We start from the raw sequence: 24,849 nt of genomic DNA, 5'->3' as shown, positions 1-24,849 counted from the left end.
AAGTCGGAAGCAACGATTTTCAGAAATAGCGAGCAACATAAATTATTCTGAAAATCAATCAAGGATTGAAATAAGTACTAAAACTATTCACTAATACATGAATGCCTTAGCGAGCGATACGCAGTAATTTCCTAACAAATCGTTTTGATCTTTTGGTTCGTTTTGCATCAAGGCAAAATGAACGTATAAAAGTTTTTAACATTGTTTTCTAAAATTCTCATCTTGTAAATTGTATATTTATAATCACCAAATCTTACAACAAATCAACTTTCTAAAACCAATCAAAAAATGAAAAAAATCTTTTTCACTTTAGCCTTATGCTATTCACTATTCACGTTTTCCCAAGGCACACAACTATTAAGACAACCAACATTACACGGAGACGATGTAGCATTCGTGTATGCTAACGATCTATGGAAAGCTTCTATAAACGGAGGCACAGCCATTAGACTTACCAGTGACGAAGGTTACGAATCTAGTCCTCATTTTTCTAACGACGGAAAACAGATTGCTTTTACGGCACAATACGATGGTAATGTAGATGTCTATGTAATGCCAGCTGAAGGAGGAGAACCAAAGCGATTGACATATCATCCTTCAGGAGATTTTGTACAAGGTTGGACACCAGATGGAAAAGTATTGTTCCGCTCCGGCAGGGAAAGTCAACCAACCATGACTAATAAATTTTTTACAGTAGCTACAACAGGAGGTTTACCAGAAGCTTTAGATATTCCGAGAGCTGCCTATGGCGAAATGTCTACCGACGGCAAACATATCGCTTATACACCAATTACAGGTTGGGATGCCGAATGGAGAAACTACAGAGGTGGACAAGCCATGCCAATTTGGGTAGTGAATATGAAAACTAAAGCACTAACCAGAACCTCGCAACCCACTAAAGAGCGTCATTTAGATCCTGTGTGGTTAGATGGTCTTGTTTATTTTATGTCTGAGCGCGATTATACCATGAATATCTGGTCCTTCAATCCGTCAACTAAGGAAGAAAAACAAATTACCCTTCATAAGAAATTCGATGTAAAAAGTTTAGATGCCAGTAAAGATAAAATTGTTTACGAACAAGGAGGTTATCTTCATGTGTATGATCCAAATTCAGGAAGTAGTAACCAATTAAATATAGACGTTAAAGCCGACTTAAATTTTTATCGCACAAAATGGGATGATGTTTCAGCAAATAATTTAACCAATCCTAATGTCTCACCAAAAGGTAAACGTGCCATTTTTGAACATAGAGGAGATATCTTCACTGTACCTAAAGAAAATGGAACTTGGACCAATATCACCAACTCACCTGGAGTGGCAGATCGCAGTCCTATTTGGTCACCAAAAGGAGATAAAATTGCTTGGTTTTCTGATAAAGGCGGAGAATATCAATTAATGCTTGCTGATCAAGACGGACAGAATGCAGAAGCTATTTCATTACCCAATCCTACGTTTTACTTTCAACCTGATTGGTCACCAGATGGAAAGCATATTGCTTACACAGATACACATTATAATATTTGGATTCTTAATCTAGATACTAAAAAAACCATTAAAGTGGCTACCGATCGCTATGCACATCCTAACCGTTCTATGAATCCGGTGTGGTCACCAGACAGCAAATGGATAGCCTTTGCGAAGCAACAAGAAAGTCATTTTAAAGCCATCTTTGCTTACAATGTAGATTCTAAAAAAACGATTCAAATTACGGATCCAATAGCCGATGCTATTACTCCGGTTTGGGATGCCTCAGGAAAATATCTTTACACCTTAGCAAGTACTAATTATGGATTACAAACAGGTTGGTTAGATATGAGTAATTACGATCCTGCCGCTAATTTAACACGGAGCTTGTATGCTGTGGTATTAAGTGCCAAAGATGAAGCACCTAATCTTCCAAAGAATGATATGGAAGAAATCAAGAAAAAAGAGGACGATGCCGATGACAAAAAGAAAAACAACGATAAGAAAGACGACAAAAAAAATGGATCAAACGGTGACAAAGCTATTACAGTTACTATAGACGAAAATGGTATTTTCGATCGTGCTGTAGCTTTAAATCTTCCTGCTCGAAATTATGTAGCACTACTCAAAGGCCCTAAGAATAAGGTATTTGTTGCAGAAGCTATTCCTAATGAAAGGGGATTAAAAGTGCATGCTTTTGATATTGAAAAAGATAAGGCAGAAGATTTTGCTGATGGTGTTAATCAAATGGTAGCATCAGAAGATCGGAATTCAGTCTTACTCTTTCAGAATAGAAGTTGGGTTTTAACCAGTGCTGCTGCACCACCAAAACCAGGTAAAGACAATTTAAAAACGAATCTTAAAATTAAGCTCGACCCAAAAGCAGAAGCACATCAAATCTTTAAAGAAGGTTGGAGATATATGAGAGACTTCTTATATGTAGACAATGTGCATGGAGCTCCTTGGGACGATGTTTACGAGTGGTATTCACCTTGGATAGACCATGTGCGTCATAGAACCGACTTAAACTATGTGGTGGATATTATGAGTGGTGAAGTTGCTGTAGGGCATTCATATGTGTCTGGCGGAGATTTTCCTGATGTAGATGGTGTACCAGTTGGCTTATTAGGTTGCGATATTGTGTTAGAAAAAGGTAACTATAAGATTACTAAAATATATAATGGAGAACGTTGGAATCCGAATCTAAAAGCTCCATTAGCGCAGCCAGGAATTAATGTTAATGAAGGTGATTATCTTTTGGCTATTAATGGCAAGAAGCTGTCCTCTGGTGTAAATCCTTATAGTGTATTAGAACAAACTGCTGGACGCGAAATAAATATTACGGTAAACTCTAAACCAAACATGACTGATGCCAGAACCATTTTGGTAAAACCGGTCAGTAGCGAACGTGGTTTAAGAACCATTGATTGGGTTGAAGGCAATCGTAGAAAGGTTGATGAATTGTCCAATGGAAAACTCGCCTATGTCTATGTACCAAACACTGGTGGTGGTGGATTTACATCCTTTAACCGTTACTATTTTTCGCAACAAGACAAAAAAGGAGTTGTGATTGATGAGCGTAATAATGGTGGTGGCTCAGCTGCAGATTATATGATTGATATTATGTCGCGAGAGTTATTCGGATATTTTAATAGTAAAGCTGGTGACAAACGCCCTTGGACCACTCCGATTGCAGGAATTTGGGGACCAAAAGTAATGCTCATTAACGAGCGTGCAGGTTCTGGTGGTGATTTACTACCATATATGTTTAAGATGAAAAACATTGGACCATTAATAGGCACCAGAACTTGGGGAGGTTTAGTAGGCACTTGGGATACTCCGCGTTTTATTGATGGTGGACGTATGGTCGCACCACGTGGCGGTTTTTATGATGTTGATGGCGAATGGGCTGTTGAAGGCGAAGGAGTTGCGCCAGATATTGAAGTGATACAAGATCCAAAATTAACATCAAAAGGAAACGATCCTCAGTTAGAGCGTGGTGTACAAGAAGCTCTGAAATTATTGAAAGCCAATGAATTTAAAATGAAACCTGAACCAGCAGCGCCAGTACGTTGGAAACGACCAGCTGGTTATAAGTCTGATAATTAAAAATAAATAAAGCCAATTATATTGTCATCCTGAACTTGTTTCAGCATCTCATATAGCTTGAGATCCTGAAACAAGTTCAGCATGACAAAACCTTTAAGCCAATAATTTACTTGAAACTCCGACAACGTCGGAAGCAACGATTTTCAGAAATAATGAGTACTAAACTTTGCTGAATACTTGTATCTAGGATTGAATATAATTAGTTATTTAATATCTTGTGACTTTAATGCATCAGCGAATGGTGCTTCAGCAATTTCATTATAAATCGTTTTGAAATCGAAGATTCACGGAATCCAATTTAATAAAATAGAATATTGAGTAATTTTTGGTTCGTTTATTCGCAGATACTTACTTTATGGAGCTCATGATATGCTTCGCAGTTTGCATCAAGGCAAAATGAACATAAAAACATAGAAACAGTATGCGAAAATACGACGTCGTTGTCTTAACAGATCATCGCTATTTAAATGATAGTGATGATCCATACAAACATAATGTCTTTTATGAAGACGCATTAGTAGTAAATACTCTAAAAGCTGAAGGCCTCAACGTTGATAGAAAAGCTTGGGATGATTCAACATTTGATTGGTCAACTACCAAAGCAATTTTATTTAGAAGCACTTGGGATTATTTCGACCGTTTTGATGAGTTCTCAGAATGGTTAACTACGGTCTCTAAACAAACACAACTTATAAATTCTGAACGATTAATTCGTTGGAACATCGATAAACACTATCTACAAGACATTCAAAAAAATGGAGTTCATATTGCAGAAACGGTGTTTATTGAAGTGGGCTCATCTAAAACTTTAAAAGATTTACATACTGAAACAGGTTGGAAAGAAACCGTCGTAAAACCTTGCGTCTCTGGTGCAGCGCGACATACTTACAAGCTCAACCAAGAAAATTTAGATAAGCACGAAGCGGTATTTAAAACACTGATTGCTAACGAAGCCATGATGCTACAACCTTTTCAAACCAATATTGTAACCGAAGGTGAAGTGTCTATGATGGTCTTTAATGGGCAGTTTACACATGCTATTCTCAAAAAGGCAAAGGCTGGTGATTTTAGAGTGCAAGATGATTTTGGAGGTTCTGTTTATGACTATATTCCAACAGAAGCAGAAATTCAATTCGCTATACATGCTGTGAACGCTTGCGATGAATTACCGCTTTATGCACGCGTTGATATTTTTAATGATAATAACGGAAAGATTGCTTTAGCAGAATTAGAACTCATAGAACCTGAATTATGGTTCAGACATCATCCTGAAGCCGCAAATGTTTTGGCTAAAGCCATAAAAGAAAAGTTATTCACTTTGTCATCCTGAACTCGTTTCAGGATCTCACAGGCAAATAGATGCTGAAACAAGTTCAGCATGACAAAACCTTTAAGCCAATAATGTACTTGAAATTCCGACAAAGTCGGAAAACCCGACCTTCGATTATTTAGCGTAAAACATGCAGTGAAGCGAAGGAAAAAGCAAAAATCGATGGTATAAGAACATAATATACTTTACGAATTGATTTTTTGGTGAACTTAATTACCATATTAATCGAAACACATTATTTTTGTGCCGTAGCGAACAATATGTTTAGCTAAATCATCGGCAGTCTTGATTTTTTTGGTTCGTTTTTTTATCAAGAAAAAAATGAACTCAATAAAAAATTTAAATACTTTACAAAAAAATAATTCATGGCAAAAAAATCAAAAACCAAACGCATCCTTAAAATCATAGGAGGAGTCATTATCTTCTTCACCCTACCAACCCTCTTACTCTTCGGATTCCTATATCTCAAATACAACGAACCTTTACCAACAGGACAGCAAGGAGCAAAAGCGGATGAACTCGCAACCAGAATGCTAACCGCATTAAACGAAGAGGCCTATCATAATACCGATTACTTAGAGTGGACCTTCAAAGGCATACACCATTACAAATGGTACAAAACTGACAAGACTTGCGAAGTCACTTGGGATGAAATCACTGTGATTTTAGATTTAGAAAACCATGACAACTCTAAGGTATTTGTAGCCAAACAGGAGTATAATGGTATTGAAAAACACGATTACATCCATAAAGCAGAAAGCTACTTTAACAACGACTCCTTTTGGCTCGTTGCTCCATACAAAGTCTTTGATGCTGGTGTAGAACGTCGCTTAGTCACCACAGAAGATAACAAAGAGGCTTTACTTGTTACCTACACCTCTGGCGGCAGCACACCTGGTGATTCGTATTTATGGCATTTTGATGCTAGTGGAAAACCAAAAAGCTACCAAATGTGGACACAGATTTTGCCTATTGATGGTTTAGAAGCCTCTTGGGAGAACTGGACGACCACAGAAAGTGGAGCCCAATTGCCAACGTTTCATAAATTATTAGTATTGGATTTAGAAATGGGAAATGTAAAAGGTTTGAATCTATAGAACCGACATAAAAAAATTAGTCAGCACTCTTTTTCCAAACAAACTCGCTATTTAATGTAAAGCTTCCTATAAAATCGAAATTACTCTCAGACGGAGCTATAATAGATAAAAAGGCGTCTTCATTTTTATCGCGATATAAATGATAGGTCTCACCAACAATAGGCTCAAAATTGTAGCGCGAATTATACACCAAGGTATTATACTCTAACTCTTCAATCATTTTATCGTACTCCGCTTTAAGCTCTAAATATTTAGATTTAATTTGCTTATTGGCCTTATCGATATTTCTATTTTTCCAGGTGGAGTTATCCGTAACTCTAATGGCAGGTGCACCAACATTAGTCGCATACGGTTTTAAAGCCGCATCATAGCTTTGTGTATCTTCATTAAATACAATCTGATCTGGTTTTTTGGCTTTAGACATAAATGCAATTCTTTTTTGCAAAGATAAGACCCTTAACTGTTATGGAGATACGGACGACATTTTTTTTATAATTCATTTAATATAATTACGTCCAATTCCTATTTTTTAATCCTTCTTAAACAAGAAATGTTCTAACATAAAAACTACTAGTTACGTCATTACGAGGACGAAGGACGTAGTAATCTGCATCTAGATCCCTTGAATAGACTATTTCTTTCTGCAGAGTAATAATGGTTTAGCGTCGTTTACCTTTAGATGCCACCTCTTTAATTTTTACATAAATCAGTTTCTTGTGCCCTCTTGAGTCTTCACGTCTTTCAATCTCGAAATTGGGAATGGATTTAATCAACGGAGTTAATTTCTGAAAGCCATAATTACGAGAATCAAAATTGGGTTGTTTCTTTTGCAGTAAACTCCCAACATCACCTAAAAACGCCCAACCATCATCATCGGACACATCATCTATGGTTGATGCGATAAACCGAATCTCTTTTTGGGTAATTTTATCGTAGCTACTTTTACGGCCTTTAGTAATTTCTGTGGCTTCAGATTCAGAGTCTGAAACTTGGTCTTTTAAAATCTCTATATAAATAAATTTATCGCAGGCCACAATAAACGGTTTTGGTGTTTTCTTTTCTCCAATCCCATACACTGCCATACCAGCTTCACGCAAACGCGTTGCCAAACGTGTAAAATCGCTATCACTAGAGACCAAACAAAAACCATCCACTTTTTCTGAATATAAAATATCCATAGCATCAATAATCATTGCAGAATCGGTGGCATTTTTACCAGTGGTATAGCCATACTGCTGTATAGGTGTAATAGCATTTTCTAAGAGCATATTTTTCCATTTGGATAAATGCGGTTTTGTCCAATCGCCATAAATACGCTTTATAGTAGGATTGCCATATTTAGCAATCTCTTCCATCATTTCTTTTACGTAAGCTGATGGTATGTTATCTCCATCGATGAGTACGGCTAATTTTATGTCTATCACTGTTATGCGTTTTAGTTGTTACTAAAGGTAATAGCTTTATAACAAAAAACCACTCCAAATGAAGTGGTTTTATTAATCTATGCTTAAGTCTTTATTGGCGATTTGCTTTTTTAGCACGTTTTGCTGCCTTTTTTTCTTTAGGTGTTAATGCTGCTTCTTTTTTTACGTTTTTCTTTGAATCTTTTGATTTAGCCATGGTAACTTGTTTTAATCTAACGGATTTGTTAGAATTTATAAGGTAGTGAAATTATAGTTGCTAAATAAACAAGCTATTTTTTAACTAATCTTCTCTATAACTAATCCGATCCCGAACCCTACCACTTTAGCGATGAATAATCATATCTGCCTTATTAGGCTTAGCTAAAACCTTAGCATTTTTTATGGCAGTGCTTTGTTTTCTATGTTTTGAGCACCTTCATCCTTTGGAGGTGTTTCATTTTCGTTACGTTTTTTTAGATGCAAACTCAATAGGTTCAAAATAGCGTTGCAATATAACTTTAGAGATATTTTTCTCACCAGGCTTTTTAGCGTTCTTTTTCATGGCTTTAAACGCTTTGACTAAAGCTGAGTGCAGTGCTTTGCTTTTTGTAGTTTCAGAAAATTCTTTATGCGCTTTTAAATCTGTTATATACGTCTCTAAATGCTGACTATTTTCGTCTCCTATAATCTTAAGTATCGTTTTCTTATTCTTATTATATTCTAAAACTTCTAGATAGAGTTTAGATTTAAAATACCTTATATAAGCTCTGGAATAATACATGGGTACTAAATCTTTATTATTGAGCATTTGCACTCTGTACACAAAGAAATCCCAACAGTAATAATCTATAGAATGTTTACCATAAACGAGCTCTTTTAAGCCTTTAACATATCTCATAAACCAGAATCTAAGAATAAAACTAGAGCCTATAAATAGAATTAAGGGTAGGGAGAGGTCTAATGTTAATTGAGATAAAGCGTCGCTTATTAGGTTTAAGTTATCTTTTACCTCTGTATTTACATCGTTTGGAGACTTGTAATACCACTCATAGTTATTGACTATATAATACGTAAAAAAGGCATAGGTTAGGCACACCGCCATAAATGCAATTTGAGTTATTTTTCTTGGATAGCCCCAACCATAAACCAAGTATCTCTTCTCTACAGTGATATGGTCTAATTTTATATCCTTATTCTTATTGAAATATAAAAATCTTAAATACTTAAACGGAGGCAAGCTCCACATAGCGATCGAATTGTTCTTTTTGTGTATAGGAAACACAATATTTGAAACAAAATCGACATCTCGGTCAATTTTATTATTCTCGTCATCATAACAATCCATAATGCCTGTATAGGCCATTAAATTAGTTGGTAGACTGAAAATAAAATTACTTTTATCTAAGGCGTTGGTAAAGGATTTTAATTCGTCATCATAATCTTTATTTTTGTTAAACTGGTTGCTATTTAATCTAGACATTACAAATTCCCAACTAAAGCAGTGTTTAAGGCCTTTATCGTAGGGTTCTTCCTTATATATTTTCCAATATTTTATATAGTCCTTGTTTTTCCAATGCTTGTTTGTATCAATAATATGGTAAGGGAAGGCATCTACTTCTTGCATTAATAATTGCATGTAACCCACCATGCGGTTGTGCGATTTAAATTTATACCATACCACTTCGAACAACAGTGTTAAAACCAGTAATGACACAAAAAACATGGTTAAGGTGCCAGAGGTGCCAATTTCACTATCGAAATAAAACTTTATAAATCCTGAAACACCTGTTATAGTGATAATATACCCTATGTATCGGTTTATGGATGCTCTAACTTCGGCCGTATCTTGTTTTAGAATTTGATATTCTTTGTCTGAAAAATGATTCATAATTGAACAGTAAGTTGTTTACCAGTAATAAGCTTTGCTATTTCATTGGTTTTATTGCATAAATAAAGCGGCTCTGATTGAGTCGCTGTTGTTAATTAAGGGAATAGCTAAAAATAAAAAAAGTACTACAAAACACAAAGGGATTCTGAAACAAATTACATTAATCATCCTTATAACTCATCCGATCCCGAATCCCTGCACTTTCTCTGTGTATCACAACATAGGCATTATAAGGTTTGGCTACGATTTTAGCCCTTAAGCATCTGCATGGCAATAATCTGATAACTCTGAAACTTCCGTAAGATATATTGGTAATTTTTCAATACCTTTAAGTCTTATTAAAATTCATTTCTATGATCGTATTATATGTATTTCTAGGTTTTCTAGTGTTGTCCGCATTTTATGGCATTGGCATTTACAACCGATTGGTAAAATTAGGCACTCTCGTCGATGAAGCCTGGAGTGGTATTGACGTGCAATTAAAAAAACGTTATAATTTAATACCTAACCTAGTGGAAACGGTAAAAGGCTATGCCAGCCATGAAAAGGAAACGTTTGAAAATGTGACTAAAGCCCGAAGTCAGGCTCAGAATGCAACAACAGTAGACGAACAACAGGCTGCTGAAAATCAATTAAACAAGGCCTTAATTAACTTATATGCGGTTGCAGAACAATACCCTGATTTAAAAGCCAATGAAAACTTTTTAAACCTGCAAAACGAATTATCTGTTATAGAAGGTGATATTGAAAAAGCGCGACGTTATTATAATGGTACAACACGAGATTATAATATTGTTATTGATTCGTTTCCATCTAACATTATTGCAGGACTGACCAACTTTAAAAAAGCAGAATTTTTTGAAATTGAAATGGCTTCAGAACGTGAGAATCCACAAGTAAAATTTTAAGCGTTGCGAAAACTCTTATGTCTTATACTATTAGTAAGTCACTCATTGGCGTCGTTGACGCAAATGGAACGTGTGCTTTCTTTTCATTCTGCTATCAACGTAGAACCTTCAAGTACCATTGCGGTAACAGAGTCTATTAAAATTTATGCCAATGGTACTATTTTTAAACGTGGTATTACACGCACCATCCCAACGGTGCGTATTGATAGTTCTGGCAACAAGGTAAAGCACGATGTTAAGATACTATCTGTAGAAAGAGATGGACGGTCGTCTAAATACCATACTAAAAGTAGTAATGGTTCCATCACCATATATGTTGGTGAACGCGATGTGTTTTTAAGTGAAGGCACGTACGACTATACAATTACGTACCGAATGACAGGACAAATTCGCTTTTTTGAAAATTATGATGAACTCTATTGGAATGTCAATGGTTTTGATTGGGCCTTAGGTTTTGGTGAGGTGTCTTGTGACATCACGCTGCCATCAGGTGGCACCATTATTCAAAATGCGTGTTATACAGGACGGTATGGCAGCCGTAGTAGCAACTGCAATGCTACAACGCTATCGGATAATAGCATACGTTTTAATGCTGGTCAATTAAACGCTGGCGAAAACTTAACTGTGGCTGTAGGTTTTAACAAAGGTCTCGTTACCCAACCACCTCCACCTCCACCACCCACATTTTTTCAGAAGTTTGGGGCGCTTATTTTAAGTGCGTTTATCAGTTTAGCGCTCTTGTTTTATTATGGCTACACCTGGTTACGATTTGGAATTGATCCGCCAAAACCAACTGTAATACCACAGTGGGAAATCCCAAATAATATGTCGCCTGCATCTGTAGGTATGATAGATAAGCTGCGCTATCATGGAGATTTAATCACTGGTACTATTATAAATTTGGCTGTTAAAGGCTATCTTAAAATTGAAGAAAAAACGCAGGACTACGTGTTTGGGTTGTTTAAAAATCAACTATTTATCATCCATAAATTAAAGGACGATACCAGTCTACTGATGAATGAGGAAAAGGTGCTATTCTCAAAATTATTTGCTGGCACAGACCAACTTAAATTAGATGGTAAGTACGATTCTGATATCGGTAGTGCCGTCAAAGCATACAGAACTTCATTAAAAAAACAACATAACAGCTTGATTTATGAAGGTTTTAATTACAAATTCTGGTTACTACCATTCATTACTATAGTGGCTTATGTTGTGGCGTTTGTCGTTCTTGTTTCTGAATACTTTGAAGGTGACAATGATGGTGTAATATTCGCTGTATTTTTGGCATTGAATATTATTTGCTTTTTGATTTACCAATACCTCATACGAAAACCTAGTATAGAAAAGTTGAAGTTGAAATCAACGATTGAAGGCTTTAAACTATACATGAGTGCTGCAGAAGAAAAGCAAATTGCACATTTTAATCCACCAGATTTAACACCAGAAATTTTTGAACAACTCTTGCCTTATGCGATTGTGTTAGGTGCTGAAGATGTTTGGGGAGCAAAATTTCAGAGGCTCATTAACACAGCTATGGTTGACCAAAGTTATCAACCAACATGGTATGCTGGTCGTGTGACCAACTTCTCAAGCTTTAACCATAGTTTAAATTCATCATTATCTAATTCAATTAGTAGATCTGCAACACCACCATCGAGCAGTGGCAGTGGTTCGGGTGGAGGAGGCTTCTCTGGCGGAGGAGGCGGAGGAGGCGGAGGTGGTGGCTGGTAGTTGCCGCTTAGTAGAAAATCCTACGACATTATAACTCTGATGCGTCTTAATCGCGATAGCTTATCCGATCGCGTATACCTCCACTTTCGCGATGAATAATCACATTTGTTTTATAAGGGTTGGTTGGTGTCTTCAGGTTGCAAATTACTCTTAAAACGTTTCCAGTGTATTTTTCTATGAAAGATTAAATTCTCTAAATAAAAAAACGCTGCTAAGTAAATGAGGCTTAAATTAACATTAAAAACAAAGTATATCAGCAGAGATAAGACGATCATCACAAAGGCATAGGATACGCCCATTAAAATGCCACTTACAAACGGTATTCGTAATAGAACATTTTTGAAGGTGGCTTTAGGGATGATAACGGCAAATGAGTATCCTAAACATATAAGCCATAACACCAGTATTAAACCAAAACTTATTACATTTTTGCCCTTCTCCATCCCCAAATAGGTATTGAGTAATGTTAAAGAACTCGGAATATCTCCGTAAATAGTACCTCTGGTATCTACATTAAAATTACCTATGACTATAATTCTGTCTTCTACGAAATTATTAAAAATGAGGTTGGCTTTACTTACATCACCTAAATTGTTGACCTTATAGGCTTTGGTTTCGAACACGTTATAGCTATTAATATAATGCTCGGGCACAAAGTCATTTAGAATAAATTTATCACCAAGTTTTCCAAAGAGACGGTAATCTTCGTAATGCAACTTATGAATATCCTCATAGAGTTTTAGAGGCATTGATTTTAAATGATTTTGGCGATCGTACAACTTATATTTATAAAAGAGGTTGGCCACCGCATAGACTTCCACGAGACCTGAATTTACAGCTCTAAAGGGTGCTGCTATAGCTCCGAGGCTATCAGTACGTGGTATCAACAAGCGTTCTGTAGATTTTAGCACATTGGCCAATTCGCTGTCATAAGCTGTACTATCCTCAAACATAATATCGCAAATCACATATTTATGCGAATTTGTGGCTTTTAACTTCTTAAAGAATGTGAGGAGTTTTGAACGATCAACCACGACTTGATTGCCGTATACATGACCGACAGAATCGTATTTAGTGATGACCTCATTATCGTAATGGGTGTTTATCAATAAAATATCATCTGCTTTTGGCGCAGACGATGTTTTAGAGAGGTAGTTTTTTATCACTGGTCCTAAAAAGAACACTTTACTATCATCACCAGGAAGAAAATAAACCTTTTGAATAAGAAAGAACAAAACGAGTGCAACAATAGAATTGAGGACAACAAACCAGATGTTCTTTTTTGTTAAAATCTTAATCAAATCCTAAGTCTTTTAGGTCTAGATCACTACCAAAATTTTGTAAAAGATAATCTTCACAGAACGCAATTTGCTCTTTTGCGGGCGTGTTATGACCACTTAACCAAGATTTATAGTGCTTAATAGTGCCTTGAATATGTTCTATATTATAAATCTGAAAAGTGAAACTATTAATTGTAGTGAATTCCTTCGTATCCTTATCTTGATAATGTAGGTTAATCGTTTTTATGGGATAGGTTTTATCGTTATCTGGTTGCGTAAATGTCTCAGCAGTTATATGTATAAGCCGTTCTTCTCTTGTTAATTTAGTGAGGTAGATATTATCATTTTTTAAATACGACAGGTAGAAGTCGCCTGTCTTTTGAGCACGAGACATGACTCCAATGGTTTTGTTTTGATATAAGCTGTTGCCTTTAAAGTAAACATTTATGGTAGCTACATCTCCTCCTCTTGTGGCATTATACTTTTTTTCTGGTAATATATTAGTTTGAAGATAGTAAACCAATGCCGATCTGGTGGCTTTTGGTTCTGGTTGATTGGCAAATAAAATTACGCGTCCTTGTGTAGTACTTAAAATAACGGCAGAGGCCTCATTAGAAGCAAATTTAAATTTAGGATTGCCAAAAAATTCGTCATTAGCAGCAATAGGCTTGTTAATACTATCGTAGGTAATAGTGCCTTTTACTTCTAAAACCAAGAAGGCTTCCTGAGAAAAAGACTGTAAACTACAAAAACAAAAAATTAAAAATAATAGCCTGTACATTAATCTGCGTTTTACTAAAAGCCTTAAATTTAAGCAAATTACCAACACTATGCATAAATATTTTTTTGCAGCGCTATTATGGTGTTCTGTATTTTTAGGCTATACACAGAGTAATAGCTTATACCTTGACACTTATGAAGATTATAAGCTCGCCAGAGACCATTGTAACGATGAAAATTACAAAGAAGCTTTGGTGTATGTTAATAAAGTGAAGTCACATATCAGTAAATCCAAAAACCCTAAATCTTTCGATGCCTTTAGCACGCTTGTTTCCATAAGTAGTATTGAAAGTAATATCTATGCTGGCCAAAAAGATTATGATAAAGCACTAAGTTTAATACAAGGTTTGCGCAAAGATTTAAAGCATCTGTTTGATGTATTTAAAGCAGATGTATTTTCATTAAATGGCATCTTAATTATGCAAGAAAATAGCATTTTGATAGATGCTCAACGTTATGATGATGCTCTGGAACTCTTACAAAATTATAAAACTTACATCACTAACACGTATGACCTCAGAGATAAAAATGCATTTTCATCCTTTGAAACGATGACTTCTTTGGAAAACTTAGTCCTTATGAATTTGACAGATAAACAATCTGCTTTTGAGGTAAAACGCGATGAACTGAATAAGATTAAAAGCATGATGGACGGCAATGAAGACATGATAGATTTCTATTTTAGTGAAAAGGCAGATATTATAGGTCATTTAGCCAATTTCAATGACTCAGAAGAAGAGTACAAAAAAGCCCTAAAAGAATCCATAACACAATCTAAAGACTTATTGAAAGAGTTTAAATCTTATCCTTATACCAATAATAAATTACGTGGCGAGTTAGCCAATAACATATTCGAATTTCAAGAAGAATTTGTTAATCCGTTCACAAAAAATTATAGCGCGAGTAAACTACAACTAATTAAAGGCAAAGCCGATTTAACAGAACTCGCCAAGGAAATTAAAAACAATAAAGATTTAAGCGAAAAAGATCGTAATGAATTAATTGAATCCATTGAAGAAACTCTTATAGATATTGATGAGTCCATTTCCAATAAAGAACTGCAAGAAGGCCGATATCAGAAGGTCCTTAATACGGAACAAAAAAAAGAAGCAACTAGCGTTACTAAAGACTATGGCTATTACTTAAATAAATTCGGAGAACTCGATGTGCTGATGATCTCGACAATGTATTATCAGTATCTATCGAAATTAAATGAATTATTGGTCGAAGTAAATAACTCTAATTTCAAAGAAAAAGACCGCGCTTCTTATTTTGAACTCATATACTATATCCATTTAAATTTTTATACTGTTTACAGTCAGCTTAAAGACTACAACAAAGCCCTATTCCATTTAGACCAAGCGGCCATTGCCTACAAAATGCAGCCTGATGGGAAAATTAGTGAGGATATAATTAACAGCTTTAATATGTATTATGGTTCTATTTATTTTCAAACTAAGAATTATGAAAAAGCACTTCAGTATATTAAGAGATCAGTAAAGAACCCAACCGCATCAACATGGTCGCAATTTAGTATGATGGCGAGTATCTATTTTGAATTAAATAATAACGAGCAAGCACTTATTTGGGAAAAAAAATATCTTGAGTTCTTAGAGCTTCAAAAAGAAAATACAGGTTATGCTTACTCCATAAATTTTGCAAATCATAACCTTGGTAAATACTATTTGGCGTCGAAACAATACGATGAGGCCAATACGCATTTTAAAACAGCTTTAAAAGGGTTTTCAGAATCAACGTATAATAATCCATCTAAAGACTATATTTTAGGTACGCTATATGCTGATCTTGGCATATTGTATTCTGAATTGGGTTTACCGCAACGTGCAGAAGATTATATGCTAAAATTTGCGCAAACGTACAGTATACCATTTTTTGAATCACTACTAAATATGGACGAGACGAGCCGTCTGCAAATAAATGATGCCCAAGCACATAGTCCAAATACCTTGTTTTATTATTTATCTCAAAACAACATGCATTCGGATGCTATTTTAATTATGGGTTATAACTATGCCTTAATGTCAAAACAATTATTATTAAATACGTCTGAGACCATTAGAACGAATGCCTCAGTTAATGAGATTCCAGAATTAAAGGCGATTAACACTAAATGGAAAGCGATAAAAAATCAACTAAAAGACGTTAATATTGCTAATAGAGATTCGTTGATGGACTATGCGCGCGTTTATGAAAGAGAGCTCATCATACGCGGTAAGGCGTCTATTCTGGAATTATTTGAAAATTCTAAAATAGAATGGCAAGATATTCAACAACATATTACAACAGGTGATGCGGTGATAGAGTTTGTATCCTATAACCCTTATTACTTCTTACAAGAACAAAATAACACAGAATATGGTGCATTTATACTCCTAAAAGATGCTAAAGCACCCTTATTTGTTCCTCTATGTAATGAAGACCAACTTAACACAATTTTGAATAAAAAAAGATATGAAAAAGCAGATACAAAACTTGTTATCACAGAGATTTATGAACAACACAGTGATGAATTATATGATCTTGTATGGCAACCATTAAATGAATATTTAAATACGATCACAACTGTTTACTTTTCACCTTCTGGAATACTACATAATATATCCTTCCCAGCACTTATCGATTCAACAAATAGCAAAAGACTCAGCGAAGAATTTAATTTAATTCAATTGGGAAGCACAAAAGATATAGCTAAAATAGAAACGACTCACAGCTTTACAAAAGCGGCATTGTTTGGGGACATAGCTTACAACTATACTAAAAAAACCATAGATCCATTGACACCGATTAGAACGAATAGAGCAAACAGAGGTAGAGATTTTAGAGCTTTACCAGGCACCAAAAAAGAGATAGAACAAATTGAAAAGTTACTAAAAGACAACCAAATCGAATGCTTGACATATAGCCAAAATAAAGCTTCGGAAGAGAACTTGGTTAAAGCTATGTTGAAAAAACCAGATATTGTCCATATTGGAACACATGCGTTTTATTTAATGCCAAGCACGGATGATTTTGAAGTTACGGATATGATTGGATCTACCATTTTAACACAAGACGGAGATGCTATGAATAGATCTGGATTGGCTTTAGCTGACGCTAATTATTATTGGAAATATGGCAATAAAATAACCCAAAATAGAGAAGATGGTATTTTAACTGCTAATGAAATATCAACACTAAACTTAAGCGATGTAAAACTTGCTGTGATATCAGCATGTGAGTCGGGACTCGGAGCGTCTAATAATAATGAAGGTGTGTTTGGTATTCAGAGAGGTTTAAAAATGGCTGGAGCACAAAAGCTTTTGGTTTCTCTTTGGAAAGTTGATGATACTGTAACGCAAGAGTATATGGAAGATTTTTATAACAATATATTTACGAATAATCTTTCGATACAAGAGGCTTTTTTTAAAACACAAAAAAACATCAAAACAAAATATCCTAATCCCTATTATTGGGGAGCTTTTGTTTTGATACAGTAATTATGATATCATTTATACTTTGCTAAATAAAAACAACATAATCATATTTTGTCTAATAATCCAGACGCATACCTATGCGCAATCTGCTCGATTAACAGGTCTAACTATTAAAGATTATACTGAAGCAAAATACTTAATTGATAAGGGACATTTTGTTGATGCTATACCCTATATTAATGCTATTAAAGATGTAGTATCAGAACAAGCAAGTCTAGAAAAGTTTGAAGACTTTGAGTTTCATTGCTCTATTATGGTCCTTGATATTACCATTAAAAGAGAGCAGAAAAAGTATGATGAAGCATTAAAAATCATTACTGATTTAAAGACTCAGTTAAAAGAACATTTTGATTTAAAAAAGTCAGATGTGTTTGCGACCTTTACCACTATTATTGTTGAAGAGTACAAATTACTATTCGAGAAAAACATAAGAAAAACCTCCTTAAATACTCTTGAGTCAGTAAGAAAAAAATTGCTAAAAAATTTTGATTTTAAAAATGAAAAAATACTCAATAGCTATGCTGAAATCGTTGGTTTAGAGATGTCAATCTACCTTAAAAAAAAAGATACAATCGGTGCATCAAAATTACAGTTTCAACGCGCAAATGCTATTAAGGGATCAATTATAAACAAAAAGTTACCAAGCCAATATTATCTTAGACTTAAAGAAGATGCTATAGATAACTTTGTTAATTCGCGAAAAGATTCTATTACCTTGTCCAAAGCGACCGTTTACCTTAAAGATTTATTGGACGACTACGATACCATTGGTAAAATATTGGATCCAAGAACTAGACAGAGGGGCATATGGTCTGCATCAAAAAAATATATGAATTACAGGTTTATTTTGATAAATCCTTTTTCATATTCTGAAGAGTTACGCTCTAAAGCGTATTATGAAAATACTGAAAACACCATGCAGAACTTCTTGAAAGAGGTTCAAAATACCAATTATAACGCAGGTGGGGCATTAAGTACCGAAATAGGTAATGTGCTTAATAAAATCGAAGCCAAAATAGATCAATCTATTGTATCTGAAGGTAATTATCAAGATTACAAAACTATCAATGATGAGCGCATTAAGAACAATGATAACTCTAAGTACTTTTTTAGTTATTACCACTCTAAGTTAAAAGAAACTGAACATCTTTATGAGTTAGAAATGTATAATCAAATTATAACAACACTCAAAACAACTATCGAAGAATTAGATGACTCAGGATTAAAATCAGACATTACTACATATCTTATGTTTAAGAGAAGGATGTACTCAAATTTATTCGTTGTTAATTATTTTTTAGGTGATTTTGAGACAGCATTAAAATATCTGAAATTAGCTGAAAAAACAACTAAGTATATACCTAATGTATCTATAACTTATTTAGATATATATCATGCTTATCAGACTTTATACATATCTAGTAAGGAATATGATAAAGCAGTAGACTATGGCAAAAAAATTCTTAAGCTTGAAAAATACAAAGCAAAAATCAATTATGATATCATGGCAAAGGCTTATTATTATAATAGAGATTTTGACAATGCTATAATTTGGTTTAAAAAGTACATCACGTATTTAACAACGGAATCTAAGGATAGCAATAAAACTCACCTACAATCTCAGGCTTATCATTTTATTGGTCTTTCTTTTTTAGCTAAAAATAATTTTGATAAAGCCGAATATTTTTTACAATTAGCAATCACTAATTTAAAAGACCTTGAAAAGAGCAACGACTTCAAATATTTAGAGTCTGTTATTTCTTCAGATTTTGCAAACCTTTATTTAAAAAAAAGAAATGTGAGTATGGCGAATAAGAATATGATAGCGTTTTGTGAGTCTTTTACTGATATCTACTTAGAGGAACTTTTAGAGTTTACAGAGGAGAAAAGAAAAAAGAATTTAGAAAATGATTATGGACCCGAGACTTTATTTAGGTTTATCGATGAATCAAATGAATGGCCATCTAAGATTATTGGACATGGTTTTGATTATGCTGTATTAAGTAAACAGTTATTATTAAATACAACTGAAAGCATAAGTAATAGTATATCAGAAGATTACAAATCTACAGATTTAGACTCCATTAATACGAACTGGAAATTGGTTAAAAATCAACTAAGAAATGTAAGTGTATTAAATAGAGATTCGCTAATGGACTATGCCAGAGTCTATGAAAAAGAACTTTTAAAACGAGGTAAAAAAGTCATTCTTAAAAGACTTCAAGAAAACACTATCACTTGGCAAACTGTAAAACAAAATTTAAATAAAGATGAAAGTGTAATTGAGTTTGTAAAATTTAAAGACACGTCTAATATTAAAAATCATAAAATCAATTATGGTGCCTTTGTTTTATCAAAAAACTCAAAAAGTCCGACATATGTCTCTTTATTTAATGAATTGGAATTACGACAAATTATAGAAAATACAACTCAAAAATTTAAAGATCCAAAGTCCGTAATTACAGAATTGTACAAAGCAAAAGGAAGTTTGCTTTATAATTACATTTGGCTACCCATTGAAAAGGTTTTAGATGAGTCTCATAAAATTTATATTGCCCCAACTGGTATTTTACAAAATATTGCATTTTCAGCTCTACCTATAAATTCTAAACTTAGCTTGGGTGAGAAATACAATATAATTAGGATAAATAGCTCTAAAGATATCGCCAACTCCAATATATCCCAAAACTTCAATCAAGCTTTACTTTTTGGTGGAATTACTTACGTACTTAACCAAGAAATAGAAGATCAAACCAATGTAAAGACAAGGAGTAGCAAATTCACAGAACTGCCCGGCACATTAAAAGAAGTAAATGCTTTAGAAGAAATATTAAAATCAAATAATATAATTACCCATAAAAAGATAGGTTTTGACGCATCCGAAGAGAACTTTATAAATTCCACATTCTTAAAACCAGAAATCATTCATATTGGAACACATGCTTTTTATTTAAAACCTTTAAAAAATGAATTCGGTTTCACCGAAATGCTTGGGTCTGTTTTATTTATTAATGACAAAAATCCAATGAATAGATCTGGTTTAGCATTAGCAAAGGCAAACTATTTTTGGCAATATGGAGAAAATTTCAATAACAGAAAAGATGGTATACTGACTGCAAATGAAATAGCAAGCTTAGATTTGAAAAATGTTGAACTGGTTGTTTTATCAGCTTGTGAGACAGCATTAGGAGAGTCTGAAGGTAATGAAGGTGTTTTTGGACTTCAAAGGGGGCTTAAAATTGCAGGTGCAAAAAATTTACTACTTTCATTATGGAAAGTTGATGATAATGTAACTCAAGAGTATATGGAAGATTTTTACACCAATATATTTACGAATAATCTTTCGATACGAGAGGCTTTTTTTAAAACACAAAAAAACATCAAAACTAAGTATCCTAACCCCTATTTTTGGGGAGCTTTTGTTTTAATTCAATGATGTTTTCAAAAATTTAATTGTTTACAAGGTATTTCTTACTAATCTTCTCTATAACTTATCCGATCGCGTATACCTCCACTTTCACGATGAATAATCACATCAGCTTTATAACGTTTAGCTAAGGTTTTGGCTTTGCGTATCGCAGTGCTTTGTTTGCGGTGCTTAGAAGTAATCCGTTTATTACCTTCTCGTCTTACAGCCCAACCGTCATCATTGGGCACAACGTGTTGGTGCCATGTTCTTTTCTTTTTAGTACTGTGACCTAAAGCAGATAATATGGCTTCTATTAGTTTTTGTATGGCGTCGGCTAACTTATTTTGCTTAGACATTGGTAGTAATTAATCTATAAGTTTTAAATATATAAAAAGCCCTTGGGTTGACAAGGAAATTATTATTAGTGTTTTGGTGCTAAAAAACCTCTAAAATGTTGACATTCTTATTTATTCTCAATAATTTTGCAGTATTACTAATTTAAATGGATTTAATTATGAAAAAAATATTTTTAACCCTTTTATTTTTCGGATTCTGTTTTATGCTTAGTGCGCAAACGACTCCTAAAGTTGGTGATGAACTTGTAGTTAAAGAACCTACTGCACAGAATTATAGATATATAAAGTTTCCAAAGTTAAATATCTTAGTAAAACGTGGTAAAATTGCCAATTACAAAAGCGTCTATAACGCTACAGTTGTTGTTGATGACGTTATGACTAAGGCCGATGGTAGCACTTATGTAACGCTAAAGAAAAAAGATGGCTCAAAGTTTTTTGGCTTAAAGTCTACCGTAAAAGCTAATTACAACAAAGCTATTGAAAGTAAAGAACTGTCGTTAACAAAGTAAGACAGAGACACATTTTATTATAAAAGCCTTGATTAACTCAAGGCTTTTTCTTTTGCATCTATGCTTATATCTTCACACTAAATTAACATCTAAAAATTGTACCTTTGCACTTTTGCTAAAAACACAAGCTGATTAACACCATTTATGAGTCAATTTAACGATGCCATTGAAGTAAAAGGAGCACGCGTTCACAACCTAAAAAATATAGATGTTACTATTCCTAGAGAAAAACTGGTCGTCATTACCGGACTTTCAGGAAGTGGAAAATCATCCTTAGCCTTCGACACCATTTATGCCGAAGGGCAACGTCGTTATATTGAAACCTTTTCGGCTTATGCACGACAATTCTTGGGCAGTTTGGAACGTCCGGATGTGGATAAAATTGATGGCCTCTCACCAGTTATTGCCATAGAGCAAAAAACAACGAGTAAATCACCACGCTCTACTGTTGGTACCATTACCGAAATCTATGATTTCTTGCGCTTACTTTATGCCAGAGCTGCAGATGCTTACAGTTATGAGACTGGTGAACAAATGGTGAGCTACAATGACGAACAGATTAAAGATTTAATTTTAGAATCGTATAAAGGCAAACGCATTAATATTTTATCGCCTGTAGTGCGTTCTCGTAAAGGCCATTATCGCGAATTATTTGAGCAAATTGCCAAACAAGGTTTTGTAAAAGTGCGTACGGATGGAGACATCGTTGACCTTGAAAAAGGCATGAAATTAGACCGTTACAAAACGCATGATATTGAGATTGTTATTGATAGACTAAAGATAGACGACCCACAAGACAACGAAAAGCGTCTTACGGAATCTATTAACACCGCCATGTATCATGGTGATGATGTATTAATGGTGATAGACCAAGAGACTAACGAACCGCGTTTTTTTAGCCGTAATTTAATGTGTCCTTCGTCTGGTATTTCCTATCCTAATCCAGAACCAAACAATTTTTCATTTAACTCACCAAAAGGGGCTTGTGCTAATTGTAATGGTATTGGCGAATTGCATGTGGTGAATGCTCGTAAATTAGTTCCTGATGAAAGCTTATCCATAAAAAATGGTGCTTTAGCTCCACATGGTCCACAGAAAAAAAGCTGGATTTTTAAACAGTTTGAAACCATAGCACAGCGTTTTGAGTTTTCATTGAATGATGCTTGGAAAGACATCCCTGAAGAAGCGAAACAAATCATTCTTTATGGAGGAAAAGATAAGTTTACCGTAGAAAGTAAACTACTTGGTGTGAGCAGAGATTATAAAATTGACTTTGAAGGGGTTGCTAATTTCATTGAAAGTCAATACCAATCTGATTCTACATCCTTAACACGTTGGGCAAAAACGTATATGGACAAGGTGGAATGTCCGGTTTGCGAAGGTTCGCGTTTGCGCAAAGAATCCTTGTATTTTAAAGTGGATGGTAAAAGCATTGCCGAATTGGTAATGATGGATATCGTAGAGCTTGGAGATTGGCTCGATGGCTTAACCGCACGTTTAACGAATAAGCAACAACAAATTTCTGCTGAAATCATCAAAGAAATAAGAAATCGCGTTCAGTTTTTATTGGATGTCGGCTTAACCTATTTATCATTAAACAGAAGTTCTAAATCCCTTTCTGGTGGAGAAGCGCAACGGATTCGCTTGGCTACTCAAATCGGTTCGCAGTTGGTTGGAGTCCTTTATATTTTAGATGAACCTAGTATTGGCTTGCATCAGCGCGATAATGAAAAATTAATTAATTCTTTAGTGGCATTGCGAGATGTTGGTAACTCAATTATTGTTGTAGAACACGACAAGGACATGATAGAACGTGCGGACCATGTCATTGACATTGGGCCTTTTGCAGGCAAGCATGGAGGTGAAATTATAAGTGAAGGCACACCAAAAGAATTACTAGAGCATCATACCTTAACCGCAGCCTACTTAAACGGCGAAAAGGAAATTGAAGTTCCTAAAACACGACGCAAAGGCAACGGTAAAAAATTAGTTCTAAAAGGTTGTACTGGTAATAACCTGAAGAACGTGGATGTGGAATTCCCGTTAGGTAAAATGATTGGAGTGACTGGAGTTTCAGGTAGTGGGAAATCGACCTTAATTAATGAAACCCTCTACCCTATTCTCAATGCACATTATTTTAACGGAGTTCGTAAACCGATGCCTTACAAAAGCATAAAAGGCCTAGAACATTTAGATAAAGTGATTGATATTAACCAATCACCAATTGGAAGAACTCCAAGAAGTAATCCTGCAACATATACAGGTACTTTTAGCGAAATACGAAGCTTATTTTCTAAAATACCAGAAGCAATGATAAGAGGTTATAAACCTGGCCGCTTTAGTTTTAATGTTGCTGGTGGACGTTGCGAAACCTGCAAAGGCGGTGGCTTGCGTGTAATAGAAATGAACTTTTTACCAGATGTTTATGTAGAATGCGAAACGTGCCAAGGTAAACGTTTTAATAGAGAAACCTTGGAGATTCGTTACAAAGGCAAATCGATTAGCGATGTCTTAAATATGACTATTGAAGAGGCTGTTGGTTTCTTTGAGCATATTCCGAAAATCTATAGAAAACTGAAAACCATAAAAGATGTCGGTTTAGGCTACATCACATTAGGACAACAAAGTACCACGCTTTCTGGTGGTGAAGCGCAACGTATTAAGTTAGCTACAGAGTTGAGTAAACGCGATACTGGTAATACGTTTTATATCTTAGACGAGCCAACAACGGGTTTGCACTTTGAAGATATTAGAGTATTAATGAAAGTGCTTAATAAGCTAGCGGATAAAGGGAATACCGTTTTAATTATTGAACATAACTTAGATGTAATTAAAACAGTAGATTACATCATTGACATCGGATACGAAGGTGGTAAAGGTGGTGGACAGTTAGTCGCCAAAGGTACACCAGAACAACTCATAAAAGATAAGAAGAGTTATACCGCACAATTTTTGAAGAAAGAGCTGAATTAAGTAGCACTAAACTACTAATATGAACTGCTTCCGTCCAAATCTTAACCCATACGATTCAAATTTTCATTTATGTCGATAAGTGTATTTATATTCAATTATACTAACACATAAACAC

Annotated in this window: 15 protein-coding genes; 9 read left to right on the top strand and 6 right to left on the bottom strand. The window is 34.6% G+C overall.

The annotated features are described in order from the left end of the window. The first annotated feature begins 288 nt into the window (after nt 1-288). The 3 genes from Q0822_RS13680 (at nt 289) to Q0822_RS13670 (ending at nt 6,000) form a co-directional block, all read left to right on the top strand. Complete coding sequence (locus Q0822_RS13680) at nt 289-3,573, top strand: S41 family peptidase (protein ID WP_299124600.1); 3,285 nt, start codon at nt 289-291, stop codon at nt 3,571-3,573. Nucleotides 3,574-3,994: 421 nt separating this feature from the next. Beyond that, nucleotides 3,995-4,903 (top strand): hypothetical protein, encoded by a 909-nt coding sequence (locus tag Q0822_RS13675; RefSeq protein WP_299124599.1) that lies wholly within the window; start codon nt 3,995-3,997, stop codon nt 4,901-4,903. 365 nt (nt 4,904-5,268) lie between these two features. After that, nucleotides 5,269-6,000 (top strand): hypothetical protein, encoded by a 732-nt coding sequence (locus Q0822_RS13670; RefSeq protein WP_299124598.1) that lies wholly within the window; start codon nt 5,269-5,271, stop codon nt 5,998-6,000. Between the two features lie 16 nt (nt 6,001-6,016). Here Q0822_RS13670 and Q0822_RS13665 read toward each other — a convergent pair whose 3' ends face one another. The 3 genes from Q0822_RS13665 to Q0822_RS13650 all read right to left on the bottom strand — a co-directional run bounded on the left by Q0822_RS13665 (nt 6,017) and on the right by Q0822_RS13650 (nt 9,291). Continuing rightward, nucleotides 6,017-6,424 (bottom strand): DUF2452 domain-containing protein, encoded by a 408-nt coding sequence (locus Q0822_RS13665; protein ID WP_299124596.1) that lies wholly within the window; start codon nt 6,422-6,424, stop codon nt 6,017-6,019. Nucleotides 6,425-6,659: 235 nt separating this feature from the next. After that, nucleotides 6,660-7,421 carry an NYN domain-containing protein gene (locus tag Q0822_RS13660; RefSeq protein ID WP_299124803.1) on the bottom strand — a complete coding sequence of 254 codons (762 nt, stop codon included), beginning with the start codon at nt 7,419-7,421 and terminating at the stop codon, nt 6,660-6,662. A gap of 445 nt (nt 7,422-7,866) precedes the next feature. Continuing rightward, entirely contained in the window at nt 7,867-9,291 is a 1,425-nt protein-coding gene (locus tag Q0822_RS13650; protein WP_299124594.1) for a hypothetical protein, read from the bottom strand. Between the two features lie 353 nt (nt 9,292-9,644). Here Q0822_RS13650 and Q0822_RS13645 point away from each other — a divergent pair, with 353 nt between their 5' ends. Beyond that, nucleotides 9,645-10,199, top strand: coding sequence for a LemA family protein (locus Q0822_RS13645; RefSeq protein ID WP_299124592.1), 555 nt, complete (start codon nt 9,645-9,647; stop codon nt 10,197-10,199). A 3-nt stretch (nt 10,200-10,202) separates the two neighbouring features. After that, nucleotides 10,203-11,933, top strand: a complete 1,731-nt coding sequence (locus Q0822_RS13640; RefSeq protein ID WP_299124590.1) for a DUF2207 domain-containing protein — start codon at nt 10,203-10,205, stop codon at nt 11,931-11,933. A gap of 110 nt (nt 11,934-12,043) precedes the next feature. Here Q0822_RS13640 and Q0822_RS13635 read toward each other — a convergent pair whose 3' ends face one another. Beyond that, nucleotides 12,044-13,234 carry a hypothetical protein gene (locus Q0822_RS13635; protein ID WP_299124588.1) on the bottom strand — a complete coding sequence of 397 codons (1,191 nt, stop codon included), beginning with the start codon at nt 13,232-13,234 and terminating at the stop codon, nt 12,044-12,046. Then, nucleotides 13,227-13,994 carry a hypothetical protein gene (locus Q0822_RS13630; protein WP_299124587.1) on the bottom strand — a complete coding sequence of 256 codons (768 nt, stop codon included), beginning with the start codon at nt 13,992-13,994 and terminating at the stop codon, nt 13,227-13,229. Before Q0822_RS13630 ends, Q0822_RS13635 begins: the two co-directional genes overlap by 8 nt. 49 nt (nt 13,995-14,043) lie before the next feature. Between Q0822_RS13630 and Q0822_RS13625 the strand changes: the two genes are divergently transcribed. Continuing rightward, the gene (locus Q0822_RS13625) at nt 14,044-17,490 is read left to right on the top strand and encodes a CHAT domain-containing protein (protein WP_299124585.1); all 3,447 of its coding nucleotides are present in this window, start codon (nt 14,044-14,046) and stop codon (nt 17,488-17,490) included. Between the two features lie 19 nt (nt 17,491-17,509). Next, the gene (locus Q0822_RS13620) at nt 17,510-20,923 is read left to right on the top strand and encodes a CHAT domain-containing tetratricopeptide repeat protein (RefSeq protein ID WP_299124583.1); all 3,414 of its coding nucleotides are present in this window, start codon (nt 17,510-17,512) and stop codon (nt 20,921-20,923) included. A gap of 38 nt (nt 20,924-20,961) precedes the next feature. Here Q0822_RS13620 and Q0822_RS13615 read toward each other — a convergent pair whose 3' ends face one another. Further along, nucleotides 20,962-21,252 (bottom strand): DUF2188 domain-containing protein, encoded by a 291-nt coding sequence (locus Q0822_RS13615; protein ID WP_299124580.1) that lies wholly within the window; start codon nt 21,250-21,252, stop codon nt 20,962-20,964. A 158-nt stretch (nt 21,253-21,410) separates the two neighbouring features. On the opposite strand from Q0822_RS13615, the gene Q0822_RS13610 reads away from it, so the two are divergent. After that, a complete protein-coding gene (locus Q0822_RS13610; RefSeq protein ID WP_299124578.1) occupies nt 21,411-21,761 on the top strand; it encodes a hypothetical protein in 351 nt (116 codons plus the stop codon). A gap of 144 nt (nt 21,762-21,905) precedes the next feature. After that, nucleotides 21,906-24,734: an excinuclease ABC subunit UvrA gene (gene uvrA, locus Q0822_RS13605; RefSeq protein ID WP_299124576.1), complete on the top strand. Its 2,829-nt coding sequence runs from the start codon at nt 21,906-21,908 to the stop codon at nt 24,732-24,734. Nucleotides 24,735-24,849 lie beyond the last annotated feature (115 nt).

The organism is uncultured Winogradskyella sp. (assembly GCF_947496485.1).
Taxonomy (GTDB): domain Bacteria; phylum Bacteroidota; class Bacteroidia; order Flavobacteriales; family Flavobacteriaceae; genus Winogradskyella.
The sequence above is the reverse complement of the archived record's forward strand: the minus strand, read 5'-3'. Positions and strand labels throughout refer to the sequence as shown.

Excerpts from the sequence above, each read along its gene's own strand:
- Q0822_RS13665 (WP_299124596.1), bottom strand. The coding sequence starts at position 6,424 with ATGTCTAAAGCCAAAAAACCAGATCAGATTGTATTTAATGAAGATACA.
- Q0822_RS13680 (WP_299124600.1), top strand. The coding sequence starts at position 289 with ATGAAAAAAATCTTTTTCACTTTAGCCTTATGCTATTCACTATTCACG.
- uvrA (WP_299124576.1), top strand. The coding sequence starts at position 21,906 with ATGAGTCAATTTAACGATGCCATTGAAGTAAAAGGAGCACGCGTTCAC.
- Q0822_RS13630 (WP_299124587.1), bottom strand. The coding sequence starts at position 13,994 with ATGTACAGGCTATTATTTTTAATTTTTTGTTTTTGTAGTTTACAGTCT.
- Q0822_RS13650 (WP_299124594.1), bottom strand. The coding sequence starts at position 9,291 with ATGAATCATTTTTCAGACAAAGAATATCAAATTCTAAAACAAGATACG.
- Q0822_RS13610 (WP_299124578.1), top strand. The coding sequence starts at position 21,411 with ATGAAAAAAATATTTTTAACCCTTTTATTTTTCGGATTCTGTTTTATG.
- Q0822_RS13645 (WP_299124592.1), top strand. The coding sequence starts at position 9,645 with ATGATCGTATTATATGTATTTCTAGGTTTTCTAGTGTTGTCCGCATTT.
- Q0822_RS13675 (WP_299124599.1), top strand. The coding sequence starts at position 3,995 with ATGCGAAAATACGACGTCGTTGTCTTAACAGATCATCGCTATTTAAAT.
- Q0822_RS13670 (WP_299124598.1), top strand. The coding sequence starts at position 5,269 with ATGGCAAAAAAATCAAAAACCAAACGCATCCTTAAAATCATAGGAGGA.
- Q0822_RS13615 (WP_299124580.1), bottom strand. The coding sequence starts at position 21,252 with ATGTCTAAGCAAAATAAGTTAGCCGACGCCATACAAAAACTAATAGAA.
- Q0822_RS13625 (WP_299124585.1), top strand. The coding sequence starts at position 14,044 with ATGCATAAATATTTTTTTGCAGCGCTATTATGGTGTTCTGTATTTTTA.